Origin of the sequence: Paraburkholderia franconis, assembly GCF_009362735.1 — a bacterium.
Classification (GTDB): domain Bacteria; phylum Pseudomonadota; class Gammaproteobacteria; order Burkholderiales; family Burkholderiaceae; genus Paraburkholderia; species Paraburkholderia franconis.
The window spans coordinates 14,901-35,240 of record NZ_WHNP01000055.1 but is presented as its reverse complement, the minus strand read 5'-3'; the positions used below and the strand labels follow the sequence as shown (position 1 = coordinate 35,240).

The window sequence follows — 20,340 nt, the reverse complement described above, 5'->3', positions numbered from 1 at the left end:
TCGTGTGCAAATGCGCGCGCGGCCATTCACTCCATTGCAGCCGCCGCGCGTCCCTCCTGTGCTTCCGCGCTCATGACACCGGCATCGGCGGCGATCGCTTCGAGCGAGCGCTGCTTCGTTTCCGCGCCGAGCACGCCGACGATCAACGCCTGAACCAGCAGCGTGCCGACGATCAGCGTCAGCACGCCCGCGATGCCGAAGCGCATGAACGCGCTCGCCACCGCATACGGCACGACGATGCTGACGGCGCGGCCCGCCGTGTTCGCAAGCCCCGAGCCGCGCAGCCGCAGTTCCGTCGGGAACAGCTCGGGCACATACGTTGCGACGCTGAACGACGACAGCACATAGATGCAGCACGTGATTGCAAAGCCGAGCGCCGTGATCGCCACCGCCGACTGCGCAAACGGATAGGCAATGCCGAAGCCCACGCAGACGAGCGAAAACAATACGATGCCCCACTTTCGCCCAAGGTGCTCGGCGAGTGCAAATGCGATCAGCGAGCCGACAGGACCGCCCGCGAACATCAGCGCCGTAATGCCGAGCGAGTTCGACACGCTGTGCCCCTGCTTGACGAGGAACGTCGGTATCCAGCTGACGAACGCGTAATTGACCGTGAACAGCGCGACGAGGGCCGTGATGGCCGTGATGGTGCGCGTCAACAGACGGCGCGAGAACAGATCGCCGAGACGGCCGGCTTCGCTGGTTTCGCTGGAATAGAACTCGCGCGTCGATGACTCCGTGACTGACTTAGTGACGCTCGCCGTGCGGCTCACGGTGTTGCCGCACGCCGTCTCGATGCGCTCGACGATCTGCCGCGCTTCGTCGGCGCGTCCGCGCGATGCGAGCCAGCGCGGCGATTCCGGCATCGACTTGCGCAGGAACCAGACGACCAGCGCGCCGCATCCCGCGATCGCGAACATCCATCGCCAGCCGTAGTGCGGCACGATCAGCCAGCCGAGAAACGTCGACAGAAACAGCGACGTATTGATGATCAGATTGAGGATGGTGCCGAAGCGGCCGCGCCAGTCGGCGGGAATGAACTCGCTGAGGGTCCCGTATCCGACGACGATTTCCGCGCCCATGCCGACGCCCATCACGAGACGGAAGAAGATCAGCCAGTGGATAGACGGCGCGAGCGCCGCCGCAATCGACGCGAAGCCGTAGATGCCGAGATTGAACTGATAGCAGAAGCGGCGGCCAAAACGATCGCCGAGCAGCCCGGAGAGCCACGCGCCCGTCATCATGCCGATAAACGTGACGGATACGAATGTCGCGTTGAGGCTCAGCGTGGATTCGCCGCTATGGACCATCGCCGCAAGGACCGTGCCGGCGATGTAGATGTCGAACGAATCGAAGTACATGCCGGCCGCGATCAGGCCCAGCAGACGCCAATGGAAGCCGGACAGAGGAAGTCTGTCCAGACGCGCTCCGATGTTGACATCCATCTGCATGGTGCTGTCTCCGTCATGTTGGCGTTCTTCGACTGGCCCGCCTTCTTTTCAGATTCTCAGAAGGTAAACCGTCCGCTTATTGACGGATTATATTCCTGTCATACAATCCGTCAAGAAGATAAATAGCCTGACGTGAGGCAGCGAGCAAGGGTCATGAAAGGCCGAATTCGGATGCGAAGCGGACCAGGTCCGCCCCGTTATCGAAGTGGAGTTTCCGCATGGCCGAGTACTTTTGCGTTGCAACGGTCGCTTTCGAACGATTCAGCTTCCGCGCGATCTCCGTCAGCGACATCCCGTTCGCAATCAGCCGGACGACCTCTGTTTCGCGCGGAGACAAAGGTTGTGCACGCCGCAAATCTCTTTGGGTTTTCCCCGCCATAGAAAGACTGCGCATGATGGTCGAAGAAAGTATTGTTTCTTTCTCGGCGAGCGCGCGCATGCAGATCCTGCCCAGCACGCTGACGTCCTCGTCCTTGCCGACAATGGCCGCCACGCCGATGCGACACAACTGATGGAGAACGCCTCTGTTCGTCGTCATCGTGAAGACGACGATCCGCACTTCCGGCCGTTGCTGGCGCAAACGCTGAACGAGCTTGAGGCCGTCGTCATCCGGGTCTTTCGAATGCATGACAAGGTCCGTCACGATCAGCTGGACGGCGCCAGACTCCGTAACGCGCAGCAACTCGGTGCCCGTACCCGCTGTCGCCACCACGTTGAGAGACGGCACGGCAGCCAACGCGTCGCAAATCGCCAGGACGACAATGGGGTGATCGTCTGCGACAGCGACGTTCACGCAGTCCTCTAAATTCGCCATAATTTTTCAGAGCTATCGAAGTGATCTTGCGAAGGACGCTTAACATGGCGCGGATTCGTACGACGCCAAAACGACGCTTAACCCGTTCATAGCGCAGCCGCTCGCAACGTCACGGCGCTCTGACTCACACCGGTCGTGAACGATATGTAAGATCAGACAATGGCGTATATCAAACAATTCCCAATGCTGAAAGACCCGAGCCGTTGCGTGAAATGAAACGGACCATGCCGCTCAAGACCGCTTCGTCGTCCATACGGGGAAACGTGGACAGCAAGCACTACTTTCCCGGCAAGTGCGCCGCCAAAACCACATTTTCGAATTTCTTCGATTGCATTGAGTGGTCGCCACCGGCATTCTGGATGAACGTGGTTTGAGACCGCGTATGTCTTTTTCTCTCCGATTTCGGCGCACCTCACCCGGTGCGCCTTTTTTTGCGCCTAAACAATAGACGGATTTCTATCTATTAGATATTCGTTCGTCTGGTTTGCGTTGAGCCTTGTAACACAGATCAACTTGTCGAAATTCGAAGTTGTTCGATGGAAGCATCCTGCTCACGTTCGTATCGTTGGAAGTATTCCTGGAGAGCGATATGAACGTGAAATTCGAATCTGTGTTGACAGACGAGCAGTGGACCCGCGTGAGTCAGATCTTTGAGCGCGAGCCGAAGGTGGAAACGCGTGGCCGCCCCGGCTATCGCAATCGGGACGTGTTCGAATGCGTGCTGTGGGTCATCTCGAATGGCGCGCCCTGGTCAGCACTGCCGACACGCACGCCCGACTTTCGCACATGTCATCGCCGCTTCAAGATCTGGTCGCAGAAGGGTTTGCTGGCTGAAGCGCTTCCGCAACTGTTCGGCGAATCTGCCGAAACGATGCTTCAGTCAATCAAAGCCCGGTCGCGCTTGCGGGAGCAGGCACCTTCCGCGCGACAGCACGGACAGTCGCTGGAAGCCGTACGAGGGATGTAATGCACGGGCAAGCCGAAGTATTCCGCGAACCCTATCGGACCGACCCGCACGCACACGCCAATGAGTCGCTGACAGAGAACGACTTGCCGTCCATATCGGCGTGGTATCAACCGAAGTTCGAGCTTGCGACGGGCAAAATTACCGGCGTGGAGGCACTTGCGCGCGTGATGGACCCGGTTCACGGCGCTTCGTCCGCAGCGGGATTACTGGAAGGCGCTACGCCCACTGCACTCCAGAAGCTGACGTATTCGATTCTGTCGCAAGCGCTTGCCGCGCAACGCGACTGGGCAGCAACAGGTTATCCGCTTATCGTTTCGATCAACGTTCCGGCCAGCATGTTGGGAGAGCGCACTGCACGCGAGCATCTGCTGCGGATGGTGCGCGAAAGCGGCGCGGCGCCAGAGCACATCGTGCTTGAAATCGTCGAAACGGGCTCAGCCGACGACAATGCCGCGCTGCCTGACGCGACTGAAGAATTGAGAACCTACGGCTTTGGAATCGCGATCGATGACTTCGGCATCGGGCACAGTTCATTGCTTCGCCTCATGCAGTGCCATTTCACCGAACTGAAGATCGACCGCGCTTTCGTGCAACATGCGGAAAACGACACGAGAACTCGCGCAGCGCTGGACGCTTGTGTACTGCTCGGCAAGCGCCTTGGGTTGCACATTACGGCAGAGGGTGTTGAAACGGCTGCCGACATCGAACGAGTGAGTACGGCGGGTTGCGACTTCGTGCAAGGCTTTGCCATTTCGCGAGCGCTCCCCCAACAGGCGTTGATGGACTTTCTGTCGCGCAGACAATAGTTGCGCCCGATCGGAAGCTAACGATGCCAGCTCATCAGGATATCGAATAACATACACTTGCCATTTACTTTCGACGCCTTTCTATATGTCGGCTCATTCGAAGTCGGTTATTGTTTGAAACAGATCATGAAAGGCAGTATCTCAATCAACTTCTGTTGCCGACAGCGTAGAAAATCCGACGTTGGAACAATGGACGATCTAAACCGGATTGTCGGCCTCGATATGATCGGGATGGCATCTCCGTTGCCGCACGCAAGCCATTGCGATATCAACAGACGGAGACGGCGGCCGATATTGCTGACAAGCCACCGAATTGGAAAAGCAGCATCAATTGGCTTTTCGAAGGATGAATGTGAAAGATAAATGCATCAGAGTTGCGATCGCTGACGATCATCCGCTCGTACTATACGGACTTCGCAAAGCGCTGGAAAATGCCGACGTTAACGTGATCGGCGAAGTGAGCAATTCCTCGCAATTGATGGCGTTGTTGAATAATTCCGCTTGCGACGTGTTGATAACGGACTACTCGATGCCTGACGAACGCGCGCTCAGTGGATGGCGTTTTCTTGCGTCCATTTCGAGCGAGCACCCGGAGCTACCTGTGCTCGTGTATAGCGAGTTTGAAGATCCATTCCTGGTCGGAAGTCTGGTCAAGCGCGGAATTGCGGGCATCGTCAGCAAGCGTGAAGAGATGTCCGAGGTCGTGGCCGCCGTGCGGCGCATTGCGTCGGGACAGCGTTATTTTTCTCCGATCACGCACGCCGCGTTGGAACAGTTCGACGCGTTACCTCAACTGCGGCGCTTCGCCGGACTCACACGGCGGCAGATGGAGGTCGCGGGACTGATGCTGTGCGGGTTGACCGTCTGCGAGACGGCTCGCCTGCTCCGCCGTCGCCCCAATACCATTAGCACGCAACGCGCGGCGGCATGCAAGCGGCTAGGCTTTTCCGGCGAGTCCGAAATGTATCGCTTTGCCGCTGGACACGGCCTGTGGCTGGACAGATTGAGCACGGATCAGATGCTCGAATTCGCGTGATCCGGCGGTCGATAGTCCCTCTCTTCGATCTTCTTTCCACGGCGCCTCAGCCATTCGGGTTGGGGCACTCGCCTTTTCTGAACTGACACGTCGCACGCAGGGCCGCTCTCTGCCGCGACGATGACAGAACGCAACATGAGGCGGCGGCATCCTTTGCGGCGCCTGCCTTGCCCCCTTCTCCGCGGCCAGCGACACGCCATCTTTCGCCGCGCATGCAAATTCGAACTTCTTCTATATAGCCCGCCTGGCCCTCTCTCTACCATCCGTGCCAGGGATTCGTAAGAGCGGCTCTGTCTTGCGCAGCCACTTCGAAATAGAACTTTTCCGAAGTCGCGACGCTGTGGATTGCCAAAAGTACAGGGCTGCTCACATGCCTCACAAGGCATCGGATTCCTGATCATCAAGGGCTTGTAACAGGTGTGAGCCGCCCATCAGTCACACATCTGCCAGCGCCTCATGCGGTCCGCGCTCGTCCAGGTCGGGGCGGTACATTCATTTACAAGGAAGTCTTCCACACATGAACAAGAATCGGTTTCGCCGAGTCTTCAGCAAGCGTCTCGGCATGCTGGTCGCAGTTGCCGAAAACGTGATGAGCCAGGGCAAGCAGCCCGGCGAAAGTACAGCCGCAACCGGCGGCGCAGAACTCGGTGTCATCTCGACGATGACGGCAGTCGCCCTCGCCCTGCTGGTCACGCAACCCGACGTCGCCCACGCGCAGGCCCTGCCGACGGGCGGCCAGGTCACGGCCGGCCAGGCGACGATCTCGCAGCCCAACGGCAACACGATGAACATCAATCAGGGCAGCCAGTCCGACGGCGATGGAAAAGATGCGACGCTCGCGCTTGAGATTGCGCTCGAGCATCCGCAGCATCTCGAGGGGCGAATCCTGCCCTGAAGCAAAGAGACGCTCCATCAGGCAAGTCCCATCTCGGTTGCGTATTTGACGAGCTCAGCGTGGTTCTCGACGTGCAGCTTGCGCATGGCCGAGCGCTTCTGCGTCGCGACGGTCGGCACCGAGCGGCTCAATGTGCGCGCGATCTCCGTCACGGAGAGACCTTGCGCGAAGAGGCGCACCACTTCGAGTTCACGCGGCGAGAGCTTCTGCTCGCGGCCGAGGTCTTTCGTCCGCGCGCCTTCGCGCGCGAGACGCTGCTGGATCTTCGGCGAAATGACCGTTTCCTTGCTGACCAAAGCCCGCATGCAGATCTGCGCAAGTTCGGAGGTCGGCTCTTCCTTGCTCACGATCGCGGCAACGCCCATCTTGCAGAGCTCGTGAAACATGCCGCCGCTCGTGACCATCGTAAAGACGACGAGTGGAATCTCCGGATGCGCACGCCGCAGCATGCTGATGAGACGCAGCCCGTCGAGTTCGACCTGCTCGTCACCCTGCATCACGAGATCGGTGATGATGAGATCGGCGGGTTCTTTTTCGAGCAGGCGAACGAGTTCCGCGCCCGAGTGGGCCTTTGCCGCTACTGTGTAGCCCGGTATGTCGGCGAACGTGTCGGAAATGGCCAAAAGGACGATCGGGTGGTCGTCTGCCAGCACGACTCGGACGTTACGCGTCGTGCCGCTCATGAGCGCACCGAATGAAGAGCCGTTGGTATTTGCCTCGACAGATCGAACAGACGAACAGCATGGTTCATCACAATCTCCGCGGGTTGGGTATACGGCCCTTTACATTGTAAGACATGCCTGGTTTTATTGAGAAATCCGCGAGTCGAACGTGCGCTGTTCATTGTGAACAGAAATGTGAATAAAGTCCTTCTGCCTTGACGATAACGACGCCTTGCATGCCGTCTCGCCACCGCAGCAGGCGCGGTGCTCGCAGGCAAGGCGCAAGCCGCCGCCGCCCATTGCGCACAGCGCGCAATCCGGCGACGCTCCCTGGCATCCCTGAGCTTCTCCGACGGACGCGTGCGCGGCGTGCTGGATGGACGACTCCAGCCCGCGTAACGGCATGTGCAGCAGATTGGAGAGCTGCGATCGCCGAAGCTGCTCGCTCGCGGCCAGCAGCATCCCTGTCACGATGACCATCGACGCGGAAAACGCGAGCGCAGTCGACACCATCGCGTGAGTCGCCCTGCCGTGCAGACTGAGAGCGCCGAGCAGCGCAAGCGACAGCAAGAAAAATGCCGGTAGCAGAAATATCGAAGCGTCACCCACTCCTTCACACCACTTTCGCAATGTTGGGCTGAACTGCCTGGAAGCGAACATACATTGAACCTGGTCGAAGAAAAGTAGCTGAGTGCCGATGGGCATAAAGGTCGCGAGGAATGCATTAGCTCGCTGCGCCGCGCGACGAATGCGTCCGTTTGCTGGTGTCCGCGCGTTATTCAGACTGTAAAAAACCCGTATTCATCGAGATATAGAAGAATGTCGATTTCGCGCGATACGGGTGATCGATTTCTACTGCTTTGCATTGCAAACGCTCATCTGCCTCGCCCCACGCTCCGGCCCGCTGGTGATGATCAAAGTCACGAAACAAAAAAATGCCGCCCCACACGGGGCGGCAAGGCCGAAATCGGAGCATATTCACCAGCCGTATTGCGGTGACGACTGGCTGATCGTTATTTCAAGGCTTTTGAACGCTCAGTCCTATAGAAGGATTTCGAATTTTTGCGATGGCGGGTATCAGTATTTGGCTTCGATTAAATCCGGCCGCGATATTCAACCGATTGACGCGCCGTATTTGCGCATTCGCCATTCGGTGCTGTCGATAATCGGCCCAGCAAATGCCTGTTGATACCGCCCTGACGCTGGCTACGAAAGTCCCGTCCATCGCATTGATCCATCTCAACCTTCGGCCACTGCGCGATCGACATAGTTCGAAAGAACTATGTCCGGGCCGTTTCTCCTAGTTCCAACGGATCGCTCCGACTAACCATCCGGCGGATATTCATCCCGATGCCGGACGAACACAATCGTGCTCAAGGACTTGCATGCCGTCCCGTGGTGCTGCCAACGCGCGCCGGGACGTATCAAAGGAGAAGCACGATGAGTTCAAGACCGTTATCGACGCGGCGCGGCCGCGTGATCGAAATCTGGACACCCGAGGACAAAGCGTTCTGGGAACGCGAGGGCGAAGCCGTCGCCAAGCTGAACCTGTGGATTTCGGTGCCTGCCCTTTTCCTCGCGTTTGCGATCTGGCAGGTGTGGAGCGTCGTGGCCGTGAGCCTGCCGACGCTCGGATTCCGGTATTCGACCAACCAGCTCTTCTGGCTCGCCGCCGCGCCCGCGCTCAGCGGCGCGACGCTGCGCATTTTCTATTCGTTCATGGTGCCGCTCGTCGGCGGTCGACGCTGGACGGCGATTTCGACGGCGTCGCTGCTGATCCCTGCAATCGGCATCGGCATCGCGGTGCAGGACACGTCGACGAGCTATCCGACCATGCTCTCGCTCGCGTTGCTGTGCGGCTTCGGCGGCGGCAACTTCAGCTCGAGCATGGCCAACATCAGCTTCTTCTTCCCGCGTGAGCGCAAGGGCTCGGCGCTCGGCGTCAATGCCGGGCTCGGCAACCTGGGCGTGTCGGTGGTGCAGTTCCTCAGTCCCCTCGTCGTGACGGCAGGAATTTTCGGCGTGTTCGCCGGCGATCCGCAAAGCATCGTCAAGGACGGTCACATCTCGCACGTCTGGACGCAGAACGCCGCGTTCATCTGGGTCCCGTGGATCGCGCTTGCGTCAGTGGCCGCGTGGTTCGGCATGAACGATCTCGCGGAAGCCAAGGCGTCGTTCGCCGAGCAGGCCGTCATTTTCCGGCGCAAGCACAACTGGCTGATGTGTGTTCTCTATCTCGGCACGTTCGGCTCGTTCATCGGCTACGCGGCGGGATTTCCGCTGCTGATCAAGAGCCAGTTCCCGGGCGTGAATCCTCTCGCGTATGCGTGGCTCGGGCCGCTCGTCGGCGCCGTCGTCCGGCCGTTCGGCGGCTGGCTCGCGGACAAGCTCGGCGGCGCGCGCGTGACGCTGTGGAACTTCGTCGTGATGGCGTGCGCGGTGGGCGGCGTCCTCTGGTTCCTGCCGTCGGGTCCGTCGGGCGGCGCGTTCTCGGGCTTCTTCTTGAGCTTTCTCGTGCTCTTCCTGACGACGGGCATCGGCAACGGCTCGACCTTCCGCATGATCCCGGTGATCTTCCTGTCCTCGAAGCTGAAGGAAGTCGACGCCAACGATCGCGACGCGGTGCAGCGCGCCACGAAGGAAGGCAATACGGAAGCGGCTGCCACGCTCGGCTTCGCGGCAGCGATCGCGGCCTATGGCGGCTTCTTCATCCCGAAGAGCTACGGCAGCTCGATCGCCCTCACGGGCGGCCCGCAGGCCGCGCTGTACACCTTCATCGCCTTTTACCTGATCTGCATCGCGCTGACCTGGTGGCACTACGCCCGCCGCAACGCGCCGATGCCCTGTTGAACCCCGGAGCGCAATCATATGAGCCACTTTCTCGACCGACTGAGCCACTTCGCGCTGCCCAAGGAGCGCTTCGCGGACAGCCACGGTCTGACCACAGGTGAAGACCGTACCTGGGAAGACGCGTACCGGAACCGCTGGTCGCACGACAAGATCGTGCGCAGCACGCACGGCGTGAACTGCACGGGCTCCTGCTCGTGGAAGATCTACGTGAAGGGCGGCATCGTCACGTGGGAAACGCAGCAGACCGACTATCCGCGCACGCGTTGGGACATGCCGAACCACGAACCGCGCGGCTGTGCGCGCGGCGCATCGTATTCGTGGTACCTGTACAGCGCGAACCGCATCAAATACCCGATGGTGCGCGGCCGGCTCCTCAAGCGCTGGCGCGAGGCGCTCAGCGTGCATCGCGATCCCGTCGACGCATGGGCGTCGATCGTCGAGAACACCGACGCCCGACGCGATTATCAGAAGCTGCGCGGCATGGGCGGCTTCGTGCGCAGCACGTGGGACGAAGTCAATAAGCTGATCGCTGCGGCCAACGTCTACACGATCAAGCAGCATGGTCCCGATCGCGTGATCGGCTTCTCGCCGATTCCGGCGATGTCGATGGTCAGCTACGCAGCGGGAAGCCGCTACCTGAGCCTGATCGGCGGCGTGTGCATGAGCTTCTACGACTGGTATTGCGACCTGCCGCCCGCCAGCCCGCAAGTCTGGGGCGAGCAGACAGATGTGCCCGAGTCGGCGGACTGGTACAACTCCTCATACATCATCGCGTGGGGCAGCAACGTTCCGCAGACGCGCACGCCCGACGCTCACTTCTTCACCGAGGTCCGCTACAAGGGCACGAAGACGGTCGCCGTGACGCCGGACTACAGCGAAGTCGCGAAGCTGTCCGACCTGTGGCTGCATCCGCGGCAGGGCACGGACGCGGCGCTCGCGATGGCATTCGGCCACGTGGTGCTGAACGAGTTCTACTTCAAGACACGCAGCGCCTATTTCGACGATTACGCGCGGCGCTACACCGACCTGCCGATGCTGGTGATGCTCAAGGAGCACACGCTGCCCGACGGGCGCACGACACTCGTGCCGGACCGCTACCTGCGCGCAAGCGATTTCAACGGCGCGCTCGGGCAGAGCAACAACCCCGAATGGAAGACGATCGCGTTCGACACGAACGGACGCGCAGTATTGCCGAACGGCTCGATCGGCTTTCGCTGGAGGACGCAGGACGGCGACGACAAGGGCAAGTGGAATCTCGAAGACAAGGAAGCGCGCCACGACGCTCAGGTCAAGCTCAAGCTCTCCGTGCTCGAAGACGGCGAGCAGGCGCATGAGATCGTCGATGTCGCGCTGCCCTACTTCGGCGGTGTCGAGTCGCCGCACTTCACGGCCAATCCGCTGAACGGGCAGATCAATCACGTCCGCGTGCCCGCCGTGCGCCTGCCGCTCGGCAAGGAAGGCGAACGCCGCGACGCGCTGGTGGCGACCGTGTTCGACCTCCAGGCCGCGCAGTACGGCATCGACCGCGGCCTCGGCAGCGGCGCGGCCGGCTACGACGACAACGCCGCCTATACGCCCGCATGGGCCGAGTCGATTACAGGCGTGCCGCGCGACCAGATCATCACCGTCGCGCGCGAGTTCGCAAGCAATGCGGACAAGACGCAAGGCCGCTCGATGGTGATCATCGGCGCGGCAATGAATCACTGGTATCACGCCGACATGAACTACCGCGGCGTGATCAACCTGCTGATGATGTGCGGCTGCATCGGCAAGAGCGGCGGCGGCTGGGCGCATTACGTCGGCCAGGAAAAGCTGCGTCCGCAGACGGGCTGGACGACGCTCGCCTTCGCGCTCGACTGGGCACGCCCGCCGCGCCAGATGAACGGCACGAGCTTCTTCTATGCTCACACGGACCAGTGGCGCTACGAGAAGCTCGACATGGAGGAAATCGTCTCGCCGCTCGCGGACCGGCAGGTCTACGGCGGCAGCATGATCGACTACAACGTGCGCGCGGAACGCATGGGATGGCTACCGAGCGCGCCGCAACTGCGGACCAACCCGCTGCATCTCGCCAGGGACGCCGCCGCTGCCGGCATGGAAGCAAAGGACTATGTGGCGAACGGACTGCGCGACGGCAGCCTGCAGATGAGCTGCGAAGACCCGGATGCGCGCGAGAACTGGCCGCGCAACATGTTCGTGTGGCGCTCAAATCTGCTGGGCTCGTCGGGCAAGGGTCACGAATATTTCTGCAAGCATCTGCTCGGCACGGAAAACGGCGTGCAGGGCAAGGATCTCGGCGACGACGACGCGCGCCCCACCGAAGTGAAGTGGCACGGACAAGCGCCTGAAGGCAAGCTCGACTTGCTGGTGACGCTCGACTTCCGCATGAGCACGACATGCCTGTACTCGGACATCGTGCTGCCTACCGCAAGCTGGTACGAGAAGAACGACCTCAATACCAGCGACATGCATCCGTTCATCCACCCGCTTTCGGCCGCCGTCGACCCCGTCTGGCAGTCGCGCTCCGACTGGGAGATCTACAAGGGATTTGCGAAGGCTTTCAGCGAAGTGTGCGTTGGCCATCTCGGCGTCGAGCAGGACGTGGTGCTCACGCCGCTGATGCACGACTCGCCCGCCGAGCTCGCGCAACCGTTCGGCGTGAAGGAGTGGCACAAGGGTGAATGCGAGCTGGTTCCGGGCAAGACCGCGCCGCAGGTCGCCGTGGTCGAGCGCGACTATCCGAACCTGTACAAGCGCTTCACCGCGCTCGGCCCGTTGATGAACAAGGCGGGCAACGGCGGCAAGGGCATCGCGTGGAAGACGGAAACGGAAGTCACGCAGCTCGGCCAGCTCAACGGCATCACGGAAACGGAAGGCTCGACGAAGGGCATGCCGCGCATCGTGTCCGACATCGACGCGTGCGAAGTGATCCTGCAACTCGCGCCCGAAACGAACGGACACGTTGCCGTGAAGGCGTGGGAAGCGCTCTCGAAGGCCACCGGCCGCGATCACCGTCACCTCGCGCTCTATCGCGAAGACGAAAAGATCCGCTATCGCGACGTGCAGGCGCAACCGCGCAAGATCATCAGCTCGCCGACGTGGAGCGGCATCGAAAGCGAGACGGTCAGCTACAACGCGGGCTATACGAACGTGCATGAACTGATTCCGTGGCGCACGCTCACGGGCCGGCAGCAGTTCTATCAGGATCATCCGTGGATGATCGCGTTCGGCGAAAGCTTTTCGAGCTATCGCCCACCCGTGGACCTGAAGGCCACATCGGGTATCCATGAGATCAAGCCGAATGGTCATCCCGAGGTCGTGCTGAACTTCATCACGCCGCACCAGAAATGGGGCATTCACAGCACGTACAGCGACAACCTGCTGATGCTCACGCTGAATCGCGGCGGCCCCGTCGTCTGGCTGAGCGAGGACGACGCGCGGCGCGCAGGCATCGAGGACAACGACTGGGTCGAGCTGTTCAACATCAACGGCGCGATAGCGGCGCGCGCCGTGGTCAGCCAGCGCGTGAATCCCGGCATGGTGCTGATGTATCACGCGCAGGAAAAGATCATCAACACGCCGGGCTCGGAGATCACGGGCGTACGGGGCGGCATCCACAACTCCGTCACGCGCATCGTCCTGAAGCCCACGCACATGATCGGCGGCTACGCGCAACTCAGCTACGGCTTCAACTACTACGGCACGATCGGCACGAACCGCGACGAGTTCGTCGTGGTGCGCAAGATGAAGAACGTCGACTGGCTGGATACCCCGCGCGATGACGAGCTCGCGCGGGCATACCAGACCCACGGCGAAAACCCCTGACCCGCAGCCGGCACAAAGTGGCACAAAGGAGTCAATGATGAAAGTACGCGCACAGATCGGCATGGTGCTGAATCTCGACAAGTGCATCGGATGCCATACCTGCAGCGTGACCTGCAAGAACGTATGGACCAGCCGGCCGGGCGTCGAGTATGCATGGTTCAACAACGTCGAAACGAAACCGGGTATCGGCTACCCGAAGGAATGGGAAAACCAGGACAAGTGGAATGGCGGCTGGGAGCGCCGCGCGGACGGTTCGATCGCGCCGCGTCAGGGCGCGAAGTGGAAGCTGCTGATGAAGATCTTCGCGAACCCGAATCTGCCGCAGATCGACGACTACTACGAGCCCTTCACGTTCGACTACGACCATCTGCATCGCGCGCCCGAAATGAAGGCGGCGCCGACTGCGCGGCCGCGTAGTCTGATCACCGGGCAGCGCATGGAGAAGATCATCTGGGGGCCCAACTGGGAAGAGATTCTGGGCGGCGAATTCAGCAAGCGCAGCAAGGACCGCAATTTCGACGATATCCAGAAGGATATCTACGGCCAGTTCGAAAACACCTTCATGATGTATCTGCCGCGCCTGTGCGAGCACTGCCTGAACCCGGCGTGCGTCGCGTCGTGCCCGTCGGGCTCGATTTACAAGCGTGAAGAAGACGGCATCGTGCTGATCGATCAGGACAAGTGCCGGGGCTGGCGCATGTGCGTGAGCGGCTGTCCGTACAAGAAGATCTACTACAACTGGAAGAGCGGCAAGGCGGAGAAATGCATCTTCTGCTATCCGCGCATCGAGGCCGGCCAGCCGACTGTGTGCTCGGAAACCTGCGTGGGGCGCATCCGCTATCTGGGCGTGCTGCTGTATGACGCCGATCGCATCGAACAGGCGGCAAGCGTCGAGCACGACAAGGATCTGTACCAGGCCCAGCTCGACGTCTTTCTCGATCCGCACGATCCCGCCGTGATCGCGCAGGCGCTCAAGGACGGCGTGCCGCAGAACTGGCTCGACGCGGCTCGCGCGAGCCCTGTCTACAAGATGGCCGTCGAGTGGCAGGTCGCGCTGCCGTTGCACCCGGAATACCGCACGCTGCCGATGGTCTGGTATGTGCCGCCCCTCTCGCCCATCACGGCCGCCGCGAACGCCGGGCACGTGAGCGCGAACGGCGAAATCCCGGACGTGAGCCAGTTGCGCGTTCCCGTCCGATACCTGGCGAACCTCCTCACAGCCGGCGACACGGCGCCCGTCGTGCGCGCGCTCGAACGCATGCTGGCCATGCGCGCGTGGCAGCGGGGCCGCCACGTCGATGGACGCGAAAACCATGCGGTGCTTCAGCAGGTCGGACTGAGCGTCGCGGAAGTCGACGAGATGTATCGCGTGATGGCCATCGCGAACTACGAAGACCGCTTCGTCATTCCGACGTCGCACCGCGAATATGCGGAGAACGCGTTCAATGTGCGCGGCGGCTGCGGGTTCAGCTTCGGCAACGGCTGTTCGGAGGGCGTCACGGAAACGAGCCTGTTCGGCAGCGAGAAAAAGCGCACGATTCCGATCCGCGTGGAGGTCTGAGTAATGTCCACTATCTGTACCGATCAGCCTTCGCTCAAGACGACACTGCGCGTGCTCGCGCATCTGCTCGACTATCCGGATGCGGCGTTGCGAGCGGCCCTGCCCGAGATGCGCGAAGCGCTGCATGGGCAAGACACGCTCTGCGAGCAACGGCTTGCCGAAATCGACGAGCTTATCAACACGCTGCTGCGCGACGACGGCTTCGACACCGAGGCCGCTTATGTCGATCTCTTCGATCGCGGCCGCGGCACCGCGCTGCATCTGTTCGAGCACGTGCATGGCGATTCGCGCGAGCGCGGCCCGGCGATGATCGATCTGATCCAGACCTACGAGCAAGCGGGGCTTTATCTCGCGTCGGATGAACTGCCCGATCATCTGACCGTGCTGCTCGAATACGCATCGACGCAGCCGTCCGAATCCGCGAAAGGCCTGCTCGGCGAAGTCGCGCATATCCTGCGCAACATCTACAGCGCATTGACCCGTCGGCAAAGCGCGTATGCGAGCGTGCTGGCCGCGCTGCTCGACCTGGCGGGAGAACCGGCGCACGCCGTCGAACTACCGCGAGAGCCGGGCCTCGACGAAACATGGAGCGAGCCCGCTGCCTTCGACGGCTGCTCGTCGCAAGGCCAGCGACGCCCCGGCGAGCCACAGCCCGTGCGCATCGTCAAAGACGCGCGCTCGCCTCTCCAAACGCAATCTCGCATGCAACCTCATGCGCAACTTCATACGCAACCCGCGCAACCTGAGCAAGGAGCATCGGCATGAACACCGTGCACAACTTCTTCTTCGGCGTCTATCCGTACCTGTGCCTCGCCGTGTTCCTGTTGGGCAGTCTTATCCGCTTCGACCGCGACCAGTACACATGGAAGAGCGATTCGTCCCAGCTCTTGCGGGCCGGGCAGCTTCGCTGGGGCAGCAACCTGTTTCACATCGGCATCCTGTTCCTGCTGTTCGGACACACGGTCGGCCTGCTGACGCCGCATGCGCTCTACGAGCCTTTCATCAGCGCGCAGCACAAACAGTTGCTCGCGATCATGTCGGGCGGAACGGCGGGACTCATCTGCTTCGTCGGGCTGACGCTGCTCCTTCACCGGCGCCTGTTCGATCCGCGCATCCGTCTCACGAGCCGCCGCACGGATATCGCGATTCTCGTGATCCTGTGGCTGCAACTGTGCCTCGGCCTGATCACGCTGCCCTTCTCGTTCGCCGACCGCGCGGACGCGCACACGATGCTCGTACTCGCTGACTGGGCCCAGCGGATCGTGACGTTCCGCCCGGATGCGAGCGGCCTGCTCAGCGTGGAGTGGCCGTTCAAGCTGCACATCGTGCTCGGCATGACGATCTTCCTGCTGTTCCCGTTCAGCCGGCTCGTGCACGTGTGGAGCGGCTTCGCATCGGTGGCCTATGTATTCCGGCCTTACCAGCTCGTACGCTCGCGCCGGCTGAACCTGCGCTCGCATGGTCAGTCGGCCCGCAAGCTCTGAACTCAGGGAGTCGAACATGCAGAACGATTTGAAGGACGTCGCAACGGTCAATGGCGTGGCGCTTCATCGTCCGGATGAAATGCTCGACGCCGGAACGCTGCGCCAACGCGCCTGCACCGAGCTATTGCGGCAGGCGGCCATCGCGCGAGGACTGCTCGACGCGGACGACCCCACATCCGCGGACGGCGCAACGAGTCCCGCAGCGACGGCCGCGATCGACGCGCTGCTCGAACGCGTGCTGCACGTGCCGGAACCAGCCGACGACGCGTGCCGCCGCTACTACGACGCCCACCCGGCCCGCTACGCGGTAGGCGAACGCGTGCACGCCCGGCATGTGCTGTTCGCCGTGACGCAGGGCGTGGACGTCAACGCGCTTCGTCAGCGGGCGGAAGCGTGTCTGCTCGACGTGCGATGCAGCGACGCCGACAAAGATGACCGTATCGCCCGCGCGGCTGCCGAGTTGTCGAATTGCCCGAGCGGCGCTGCGGGCGGCGACCTGGGGTGGCTTGCCGCCGACGAATGCGCGCCCGAATTTGCCGCACAACTTTTCGGCCAGACGGAAATAGGCGTGTTGCCACGGCTCGTGCATAGCCGCTTTGGCCTGCATGTGGTGGAAGTCCTCGCGCGCAAGCCCGGCGCGCTGCAAGACTTCGAGACGGTGCGCGCAGCCGTCGCGCAGACGCTGCGACAGTTGGCGTTTTCGACGGCGGTGCGTCAGTATGTCAGCCTCGAGGCCGCGCACGCGGATATCATCGGCGTCGATATCGAAGCGGCCGCAACGCCGCTCGTCCAGTAACCCTGCTCTATCGAAGCCCTTGCCCATGCCATGCCGCTGATCGAACTCTATCCGTATGTGAAGCTCGCTCATGTGTCGTTCGTGGCCAGCAGCGGTCTGCTGTTCGCGACGCGCGGCGCGTCTGTGCTGACCGGGCGAGCCTGGCCCACGCGTCCCGGCTGGCGCCGTCTCAGCTACGTGATCGACACGTCACTGCTGGCAGCTGGCATCACGTTGTGGCTCATGCTGCATCTGAATCCCGTACGGGACGCATGGCTTGGCACCAAGCTGCTTCTGCTGGTCGCCTATATCGTGGCTGGATCGTTTGCGCTGAAACACGGCCGCACGTGGTTCGTCCAATGCGTGAGCTTCGGATGCGCGCTCGCGCTGTATCTGCTGATCGTGTCGGTTGCCGTCACGCATCGCCCGCTCGGACTGTTCGCCCACGCGTAGTGATCTCCCGTCCCAGTTCACGCGCGCTCGACGCGCCAGGTCACACGCAATCGCTTTGCCGCCGGATGTCGAAAGCGCAACCAGCCTGACGACACAACAGCAAACGCTTGATCTGGATCAGACTTCTCTCGACCAGGCGACGGCACATTGTCGGAAGAAGGCTCTGGGTGTCGACCGTCAGCCAAATTCCCGGCCGACGGTTCCGGGCAACCCACCGACGTCAATGAAAAAATTCCAGACTCTCGCGGCGAAGCTAGGCATCATCGGCGGTTTGCTGCTGCTTGCGGCATCCGTTTCGATCGGCTACACCCTGTGGGCAAGCTGGCAGCTCGAAGGCGGCGCGGCCGCCGTCAACGAAGCGGGCCGCATGCGCATGCAGACCTGGCGGCTCGCGCAAACGCTCGCGCGCAGCGATCCCGCGCGCATCAAGGCACAGGCCGATCAGTTCGAACAAAGCGTCGCGCTGTTGCGCAACGGCGATCCGGCGCGGCCACTGTTCGTGCCGCACGACGCACGCTCGACGGCGGCGTTCGCGGACGTGCAGCGCGCATGGACCGTGGTGCGCGGCCACTGGACCGCTTCCCCCGCACCCGACTCGGCACAGGCGGCCGCCGAGGCCGAGGAGTTCGTCAAGCATATCGATCGGCTCGTGTCGGCCATCGAGGGGCGTCTGTCCTATCTGACCGCGATCCTGAACATGCTGCAGGTTTTCATGATCGGCTTGACGATTGCGAGCGCGGTCACGCTGCTTTATTCGGCCTATATCTTCGTGTTCAATCCGCTCGAACGGCTCAAGACGGGACTCGCGCGCGTGCGGGAAGGCGATCTGACGGCGCGTGTCAAAGTCGACTCGAACGACGAATTCGGCACGCTGTCCGAAGGCTTCAACCGGATGGCCGAAACGCTCCAGGAGCTTTATCAGAACCTGGAGGTGAAAGTCGAGGAAAAGACCGAACGCCTCGCCGCGCAAAATGCCCGGCTCAGCACGCTCTACGAGGCAAGCGCGTTTGCCGCGCACGCGGCGACGTTCGACGAACTTGCAAGCGGCTTCGCGAGACTGGTGCGGCTGGCAGTGAAAGCCGATGCGACCGCCGTGCGATGGACCGACGAAGCCAATCAGCGCTACCTGCTCGTGGCATCCGACGGCCTGCCGACCGAGATTTCCGAAAGCGAAAAGTGCATTCCGACGGGCGGCTGCCATTGCGGCCAACTGCACGCGCAAGCGAGCACGCGCGTGATCCCGATTCACCCCGGTCATCCGGGTTCGCTTGGGCACTGCTCGAAAGCCGGTTTCAGCACCGTGATCGGTGTGCCCGTCAAATTGCAGGACCGGATGGTCGCCGAACTGGATCTGTTCTTCAACGCCCGCGCGACGCTGACGGACGAGGACCGCGTGCTGATCGAAACGATGGGAAGTCATCTTGCCGTCGCGCTCGAAGGCCTGCGCGCGGGTGCGCTGGAACGCGAAGCGGCCGTCGCAGCGGAGCGCAATCTGCTAGCGCGCGAAATGCACGACTCAATCGCACAAAGCCTCGCCTTCATGAAGATCCAGATCGGCCTCTTGCGCGGCGCGATCAAACATGCGGACGAGCCGCGTGTCGAGCGGACGGTATGTGAACTCGATGCAGGCATTCACGAGAGCCTGTCCGACGTGCGCGAGCTGTTGCTGAATTTCCGCACGCGCACGAGCGGCGAAGACATCATTCCCGCGCTGCGCACGACGTTGCAAAAATTCGAGCACCAGACGGGGCTCGCGACGCATCTGTCCGTCGAAGGACACGGCGTGCCGCTGCCGGCCGACGTTCAGGTGCAGGTGCTGCACGTCGTTCAGGAAGCGCTGTCGAACATCCGCAAGCACGCTCACGCAACCGAGGTGTGGCTCAACGTGCAGCAGGAATCGCCATGGCGCGTGACGGTCCGCGACAACGGATGCGGCTTCGTCAGCGGCACTGTGCAAGACGATCGGCATATCGGCTTGCGGATCATGCACGAGCGGGCCGAGCGCATTGGCGCGGCCGTATCAATCGACTCGATGCCCGGATCGGGAACGCGCATCGTACTCACCTTGCCCGAACGCAGGAGGCTGGCAGCATGACAGACCCGACATTGATCCGCGTGCTCGTGGTCGACGATCACACGCTGTTCCGGCGCGGCGTCACCGCGCTGTTGCGCGCCGACTCGCGCTTCGAAGTGGTCGCCGAGGCGGGCGATGCCGGCGAGGCCTATCGACGCGCCGCCGAAACCCAACCGGACATCATCCTGCTCGACAATCACCTGCCGGGCGTCAACGGCGTGGATGCGCTGCCGGGGCTTCTCGAAGCGGCGCCGCAAGCGCGCGTGCTGATGCTGACCGTGAGCGAAGACGAAAGCGATCTGGCCGCGGCGCTGCGCGGCGGCGCGCGCGGCTATCTGCTGAAGACCGTCGACAGCGACGTGATGGCCACCGCGATCGTGAGAACGATGGCAGGCGAATCGACCGTCAGCCCGGAGATGACCAGCAAGCTCGTCACCGCGTTTCAATCGTTGCAAGGCAAGGACGAAAAAGCATCGTCCGAAGAAGACCCGATCCACAATCTGTCGCCGCGCGAAGAGCAAATTCTCGCGCAAGTCGCGCAAGGCCGGACGAACAAGGAAATCGCGCGCGCGATGAACATCGCGGAAACGACCGTCAAGATTCACGTGCAGCACATTCTGCGCAAGCTGAAGCTCAGCTCGCGCGTGCAGGCCGCCACTTACGCCGTCGCGCGCGCAACGTAGGATT

At 61.9% G+C, this 20,340-nt stretch carries 18 protein-coding genes; 14 read left to right on the top strand and 4 right to left on the bottom strand.

The features are described from left to right. Nucleotides 1-26: 26 nt before the first annotated feature. Nucleotides 27-1,451: an MFS transporter gene (locus GCT13_RS35505; protein WP_152766369.1), complete on the bottom strand. Its 1,425-nt coding sequence runs from the start codon at nt 1,449-1,451 to the stop codon at nt 27-29. 151 nt (nt 1,452-1,602) lie between these two features. Next, complete coding sequence (locus GCT13_RS35500) at nt 1,603-2,244, bottom strand: response regulator transcription factor (RefSeq protein WP_321574836.1); 642 nt, start codon at nt 2,242-2,244, stop codon at nt 1,603-1,605. Between the two features lie 610 nt (nt 2,245-2,854). On the opposite strand from GCT13_RS35500, the gene GCT13_RS35495 reads away from it, so the two are divergent. The 4 genes from GCT13_RS35495 (at nt 2,855) to GCT13_RS35480 (ending at nt 5,969) form a co-directional block, all read left to right on the top strand. After that, nucleotides 2,855-3,232, top strand: a complete 378-nt coding sequence (locus GCT13_RS35495) for a transposase (protein ID WP_152766365.1) — start codon at nt 2,855-2,857, stop codon at nt 3,230-3,232. Further along, nucleotides 3,232-4,038, top strand: a complete 807-nt coding sequence (locus GCT13_RS35490; protein WP_152766364.1) for an EAL domain-containing protein — start codon at nt 3,232-3,234, stop codon at nt 4,036-4,038. The genes GCT13_RS35495 and GCT13_RS35490 overlap by 1 nt, the downstream gene beginning before the upstream one ends. Before the next feature lie 313 nt (nt 4,039-4,351). Continuing rightward, complete coding sequence (locus GCT13_RS35485; protein ID WP_227747184.1) at nt 4,352-5,074, top strand: response regulator transcription factor; 723 nt, start codon at nt 4,352-4,354, stop codon at nt 5,072-5,074. A 517-nt stretch (nt 5,075-5,591) separates the two neighbouring features. Next, complete coding sequence (locus GCT13_RS35480) at nt 5,592-5,969, top strand: ESPR-type extended signal peptide-containing protein (RefSeq protein ID WP_152766362.1); 378 nt, start codon at nt 5,592-5,594, stop codon at nt 5,967-5,969. Between the two features lie 17 nt (nt 5,970-5,986). On the opposite strand, the gene GCT13_RS35475 is transcribed toward GCT13_RS35480, so the two are convergent. Together GCT13_RS35475 and GCT13_RS35470 are read right to left on the bottom strand one after the other, a co-directional pair. Continuing rightward, on the bottom strand, nt 5,987-6,652 hold the full coding sequence (locus GCT13_RS35475; protein ID WP_152766360.1) for a response regulator transcription factor: 666 nt from the start codon (nt 6,650-6,652) through the stop codon (nt 5,987-5,989). Nucleotides 6,653-6,775: 123 nt separating this feature from the next. Further along, nucleotides 6,776-7,111: a hypothetical protein gene (locus tag GCT13_RS35470; RefSeq protein ID WP_227747183.1), complete on the bottom strand. Its 336-nt coding sequence runs from the start codon at nt 7,109-7,111 to the stop codon at nt 6,776-6,778. Between the two features lie 361 nt (nt 7,112-7,472). On the opposite strand from GCT13_RS35470, the gene GCT13_RS35465 reads away from it, so the two are divergent. The 10 genes from GCT13_RS35465 to GCT13_RS35420 all read left to right on the top strand — a co-directional run bounded on the left by GCT13_RS35465 (nt 7,473) and on the right by GCT13_RS35420 (nt 20,336). After that, nucleotides 7,473-7,820, top strand: coding sequence for a hypothetical protein (locus GCT13_RS35465; protein ID WP_152766356.1), 348 nt, complete (start codon nt 7,473-7,475; stop codon nt 7,818-7,820). A 251-nt stretch (nt 7,821-8,071) separates the two neighbouring features. Then, a complete protein-coding gene (locus GCT13_RS35460) occupies nt 8,072-9,481 on the top strand; it encodes a NarK family nitrate/nitrite MFS transporter (protein WP_152766354.1) in 1,410 nt (469 codons plus the stop codon). A gap of 18 nt (nt 9,482-9,499) precedes the next feature. Next, nucleotides 9,500-13,306, top strand: a complete 3,807-nt coding sequence (locus tag GCT13_RS35455) for a nitrate reductase subunit alpha (RefSeq protein WP_152766352.1) — start codon at nt 9,500-9,502, stop codon at nt 13,304-13,306. 37 nt (nt 13,307-13,343) lie between these two features. After that, entirely contained in the window at nt 13,344-14,867 is a 1,524-nt protein-coding gene (gene narH, locus GCT13_RS35450) for a nitrate reductase subunit beta (RefSeq protein WP_152766350.1), read from the top strand. A gap of 3 nt (nt 14,868-14,870) precedes the next feature. Next, nucleotides 14,871-15,632 (top strand): nitrate reductase molybdenum cofactor assembly chaperone, encoded by a 762-nt coding sequence (narJ, locus tag GCT13_RS35445; protein ID WP_152766348.1) that lies wholly within the window; start codon nt 14,871-14,873, stop codon nt 15,630-15,632. After that, nucleotides 15,629-16,351, top strand: a complete 723-nt coding sequence (gene narI, locus GCT13_RS35440) for a respiratory nitrate reductase subunit gamma (protein ID WP_152766346.1) — start codon at nt 15,629-15,631, stop codon at nt 16,349-16,351. The genes narJ and narI overlap by 4 nt, the downstream gene beginning before the upstream one ends. Before the next feature lie 16 nt (nt 16,352-16,367). Then, entirely contained in the window at nt 16,368-17,147 is a 780-nt protein-coding gene (locus tag GCT13_RS35435; protein ID WP_152766344.1) for a peptidylprolyl isomerase, read from the top strand. Between the two features lie 30 nt (nt 17,148-17,177). After that, complete coding sequence (locus GCT13_RS35430) at nt 17,178-17,579, top strand: SirB2 family protein (protein ID WP_152766342.1); 402 nt, start codon at nt 17,178-17,180, stop codon at nt 17,577-17,579. A gap of 223 nt (nt 17,580-17,802) precedes the next feature. Beyond that, nucleotides 17,803-19,674 (top strand): type IV pili methyl-accepting chemotaxis transducer N-terminal domain-containing protein, encoded by a 1,872-nt coding sequence (locus tag GCT13_RS35425; protein WP_152766340.1) that lies wholly within the window; start codon nt 17,803-17,805, stop codon nt 19,672-19,674. Then, nucleotides 19,671-20,336, top strand: a complete 666-nt coding sequence (locus GCT13_RS35420; RefSeq protein WP_152766338.1) for a response regulator — start codon at nt 19,671-19,673, stop codon at nt 20,334-20,336. The genes GCT13_RS35425 and GCT13_RS35420 overlap by 4 nt, the downstream gene beginning before the upstream one ends. Nucleotides 20,337-20,340 lie beyond the last annotated feature (4 nt).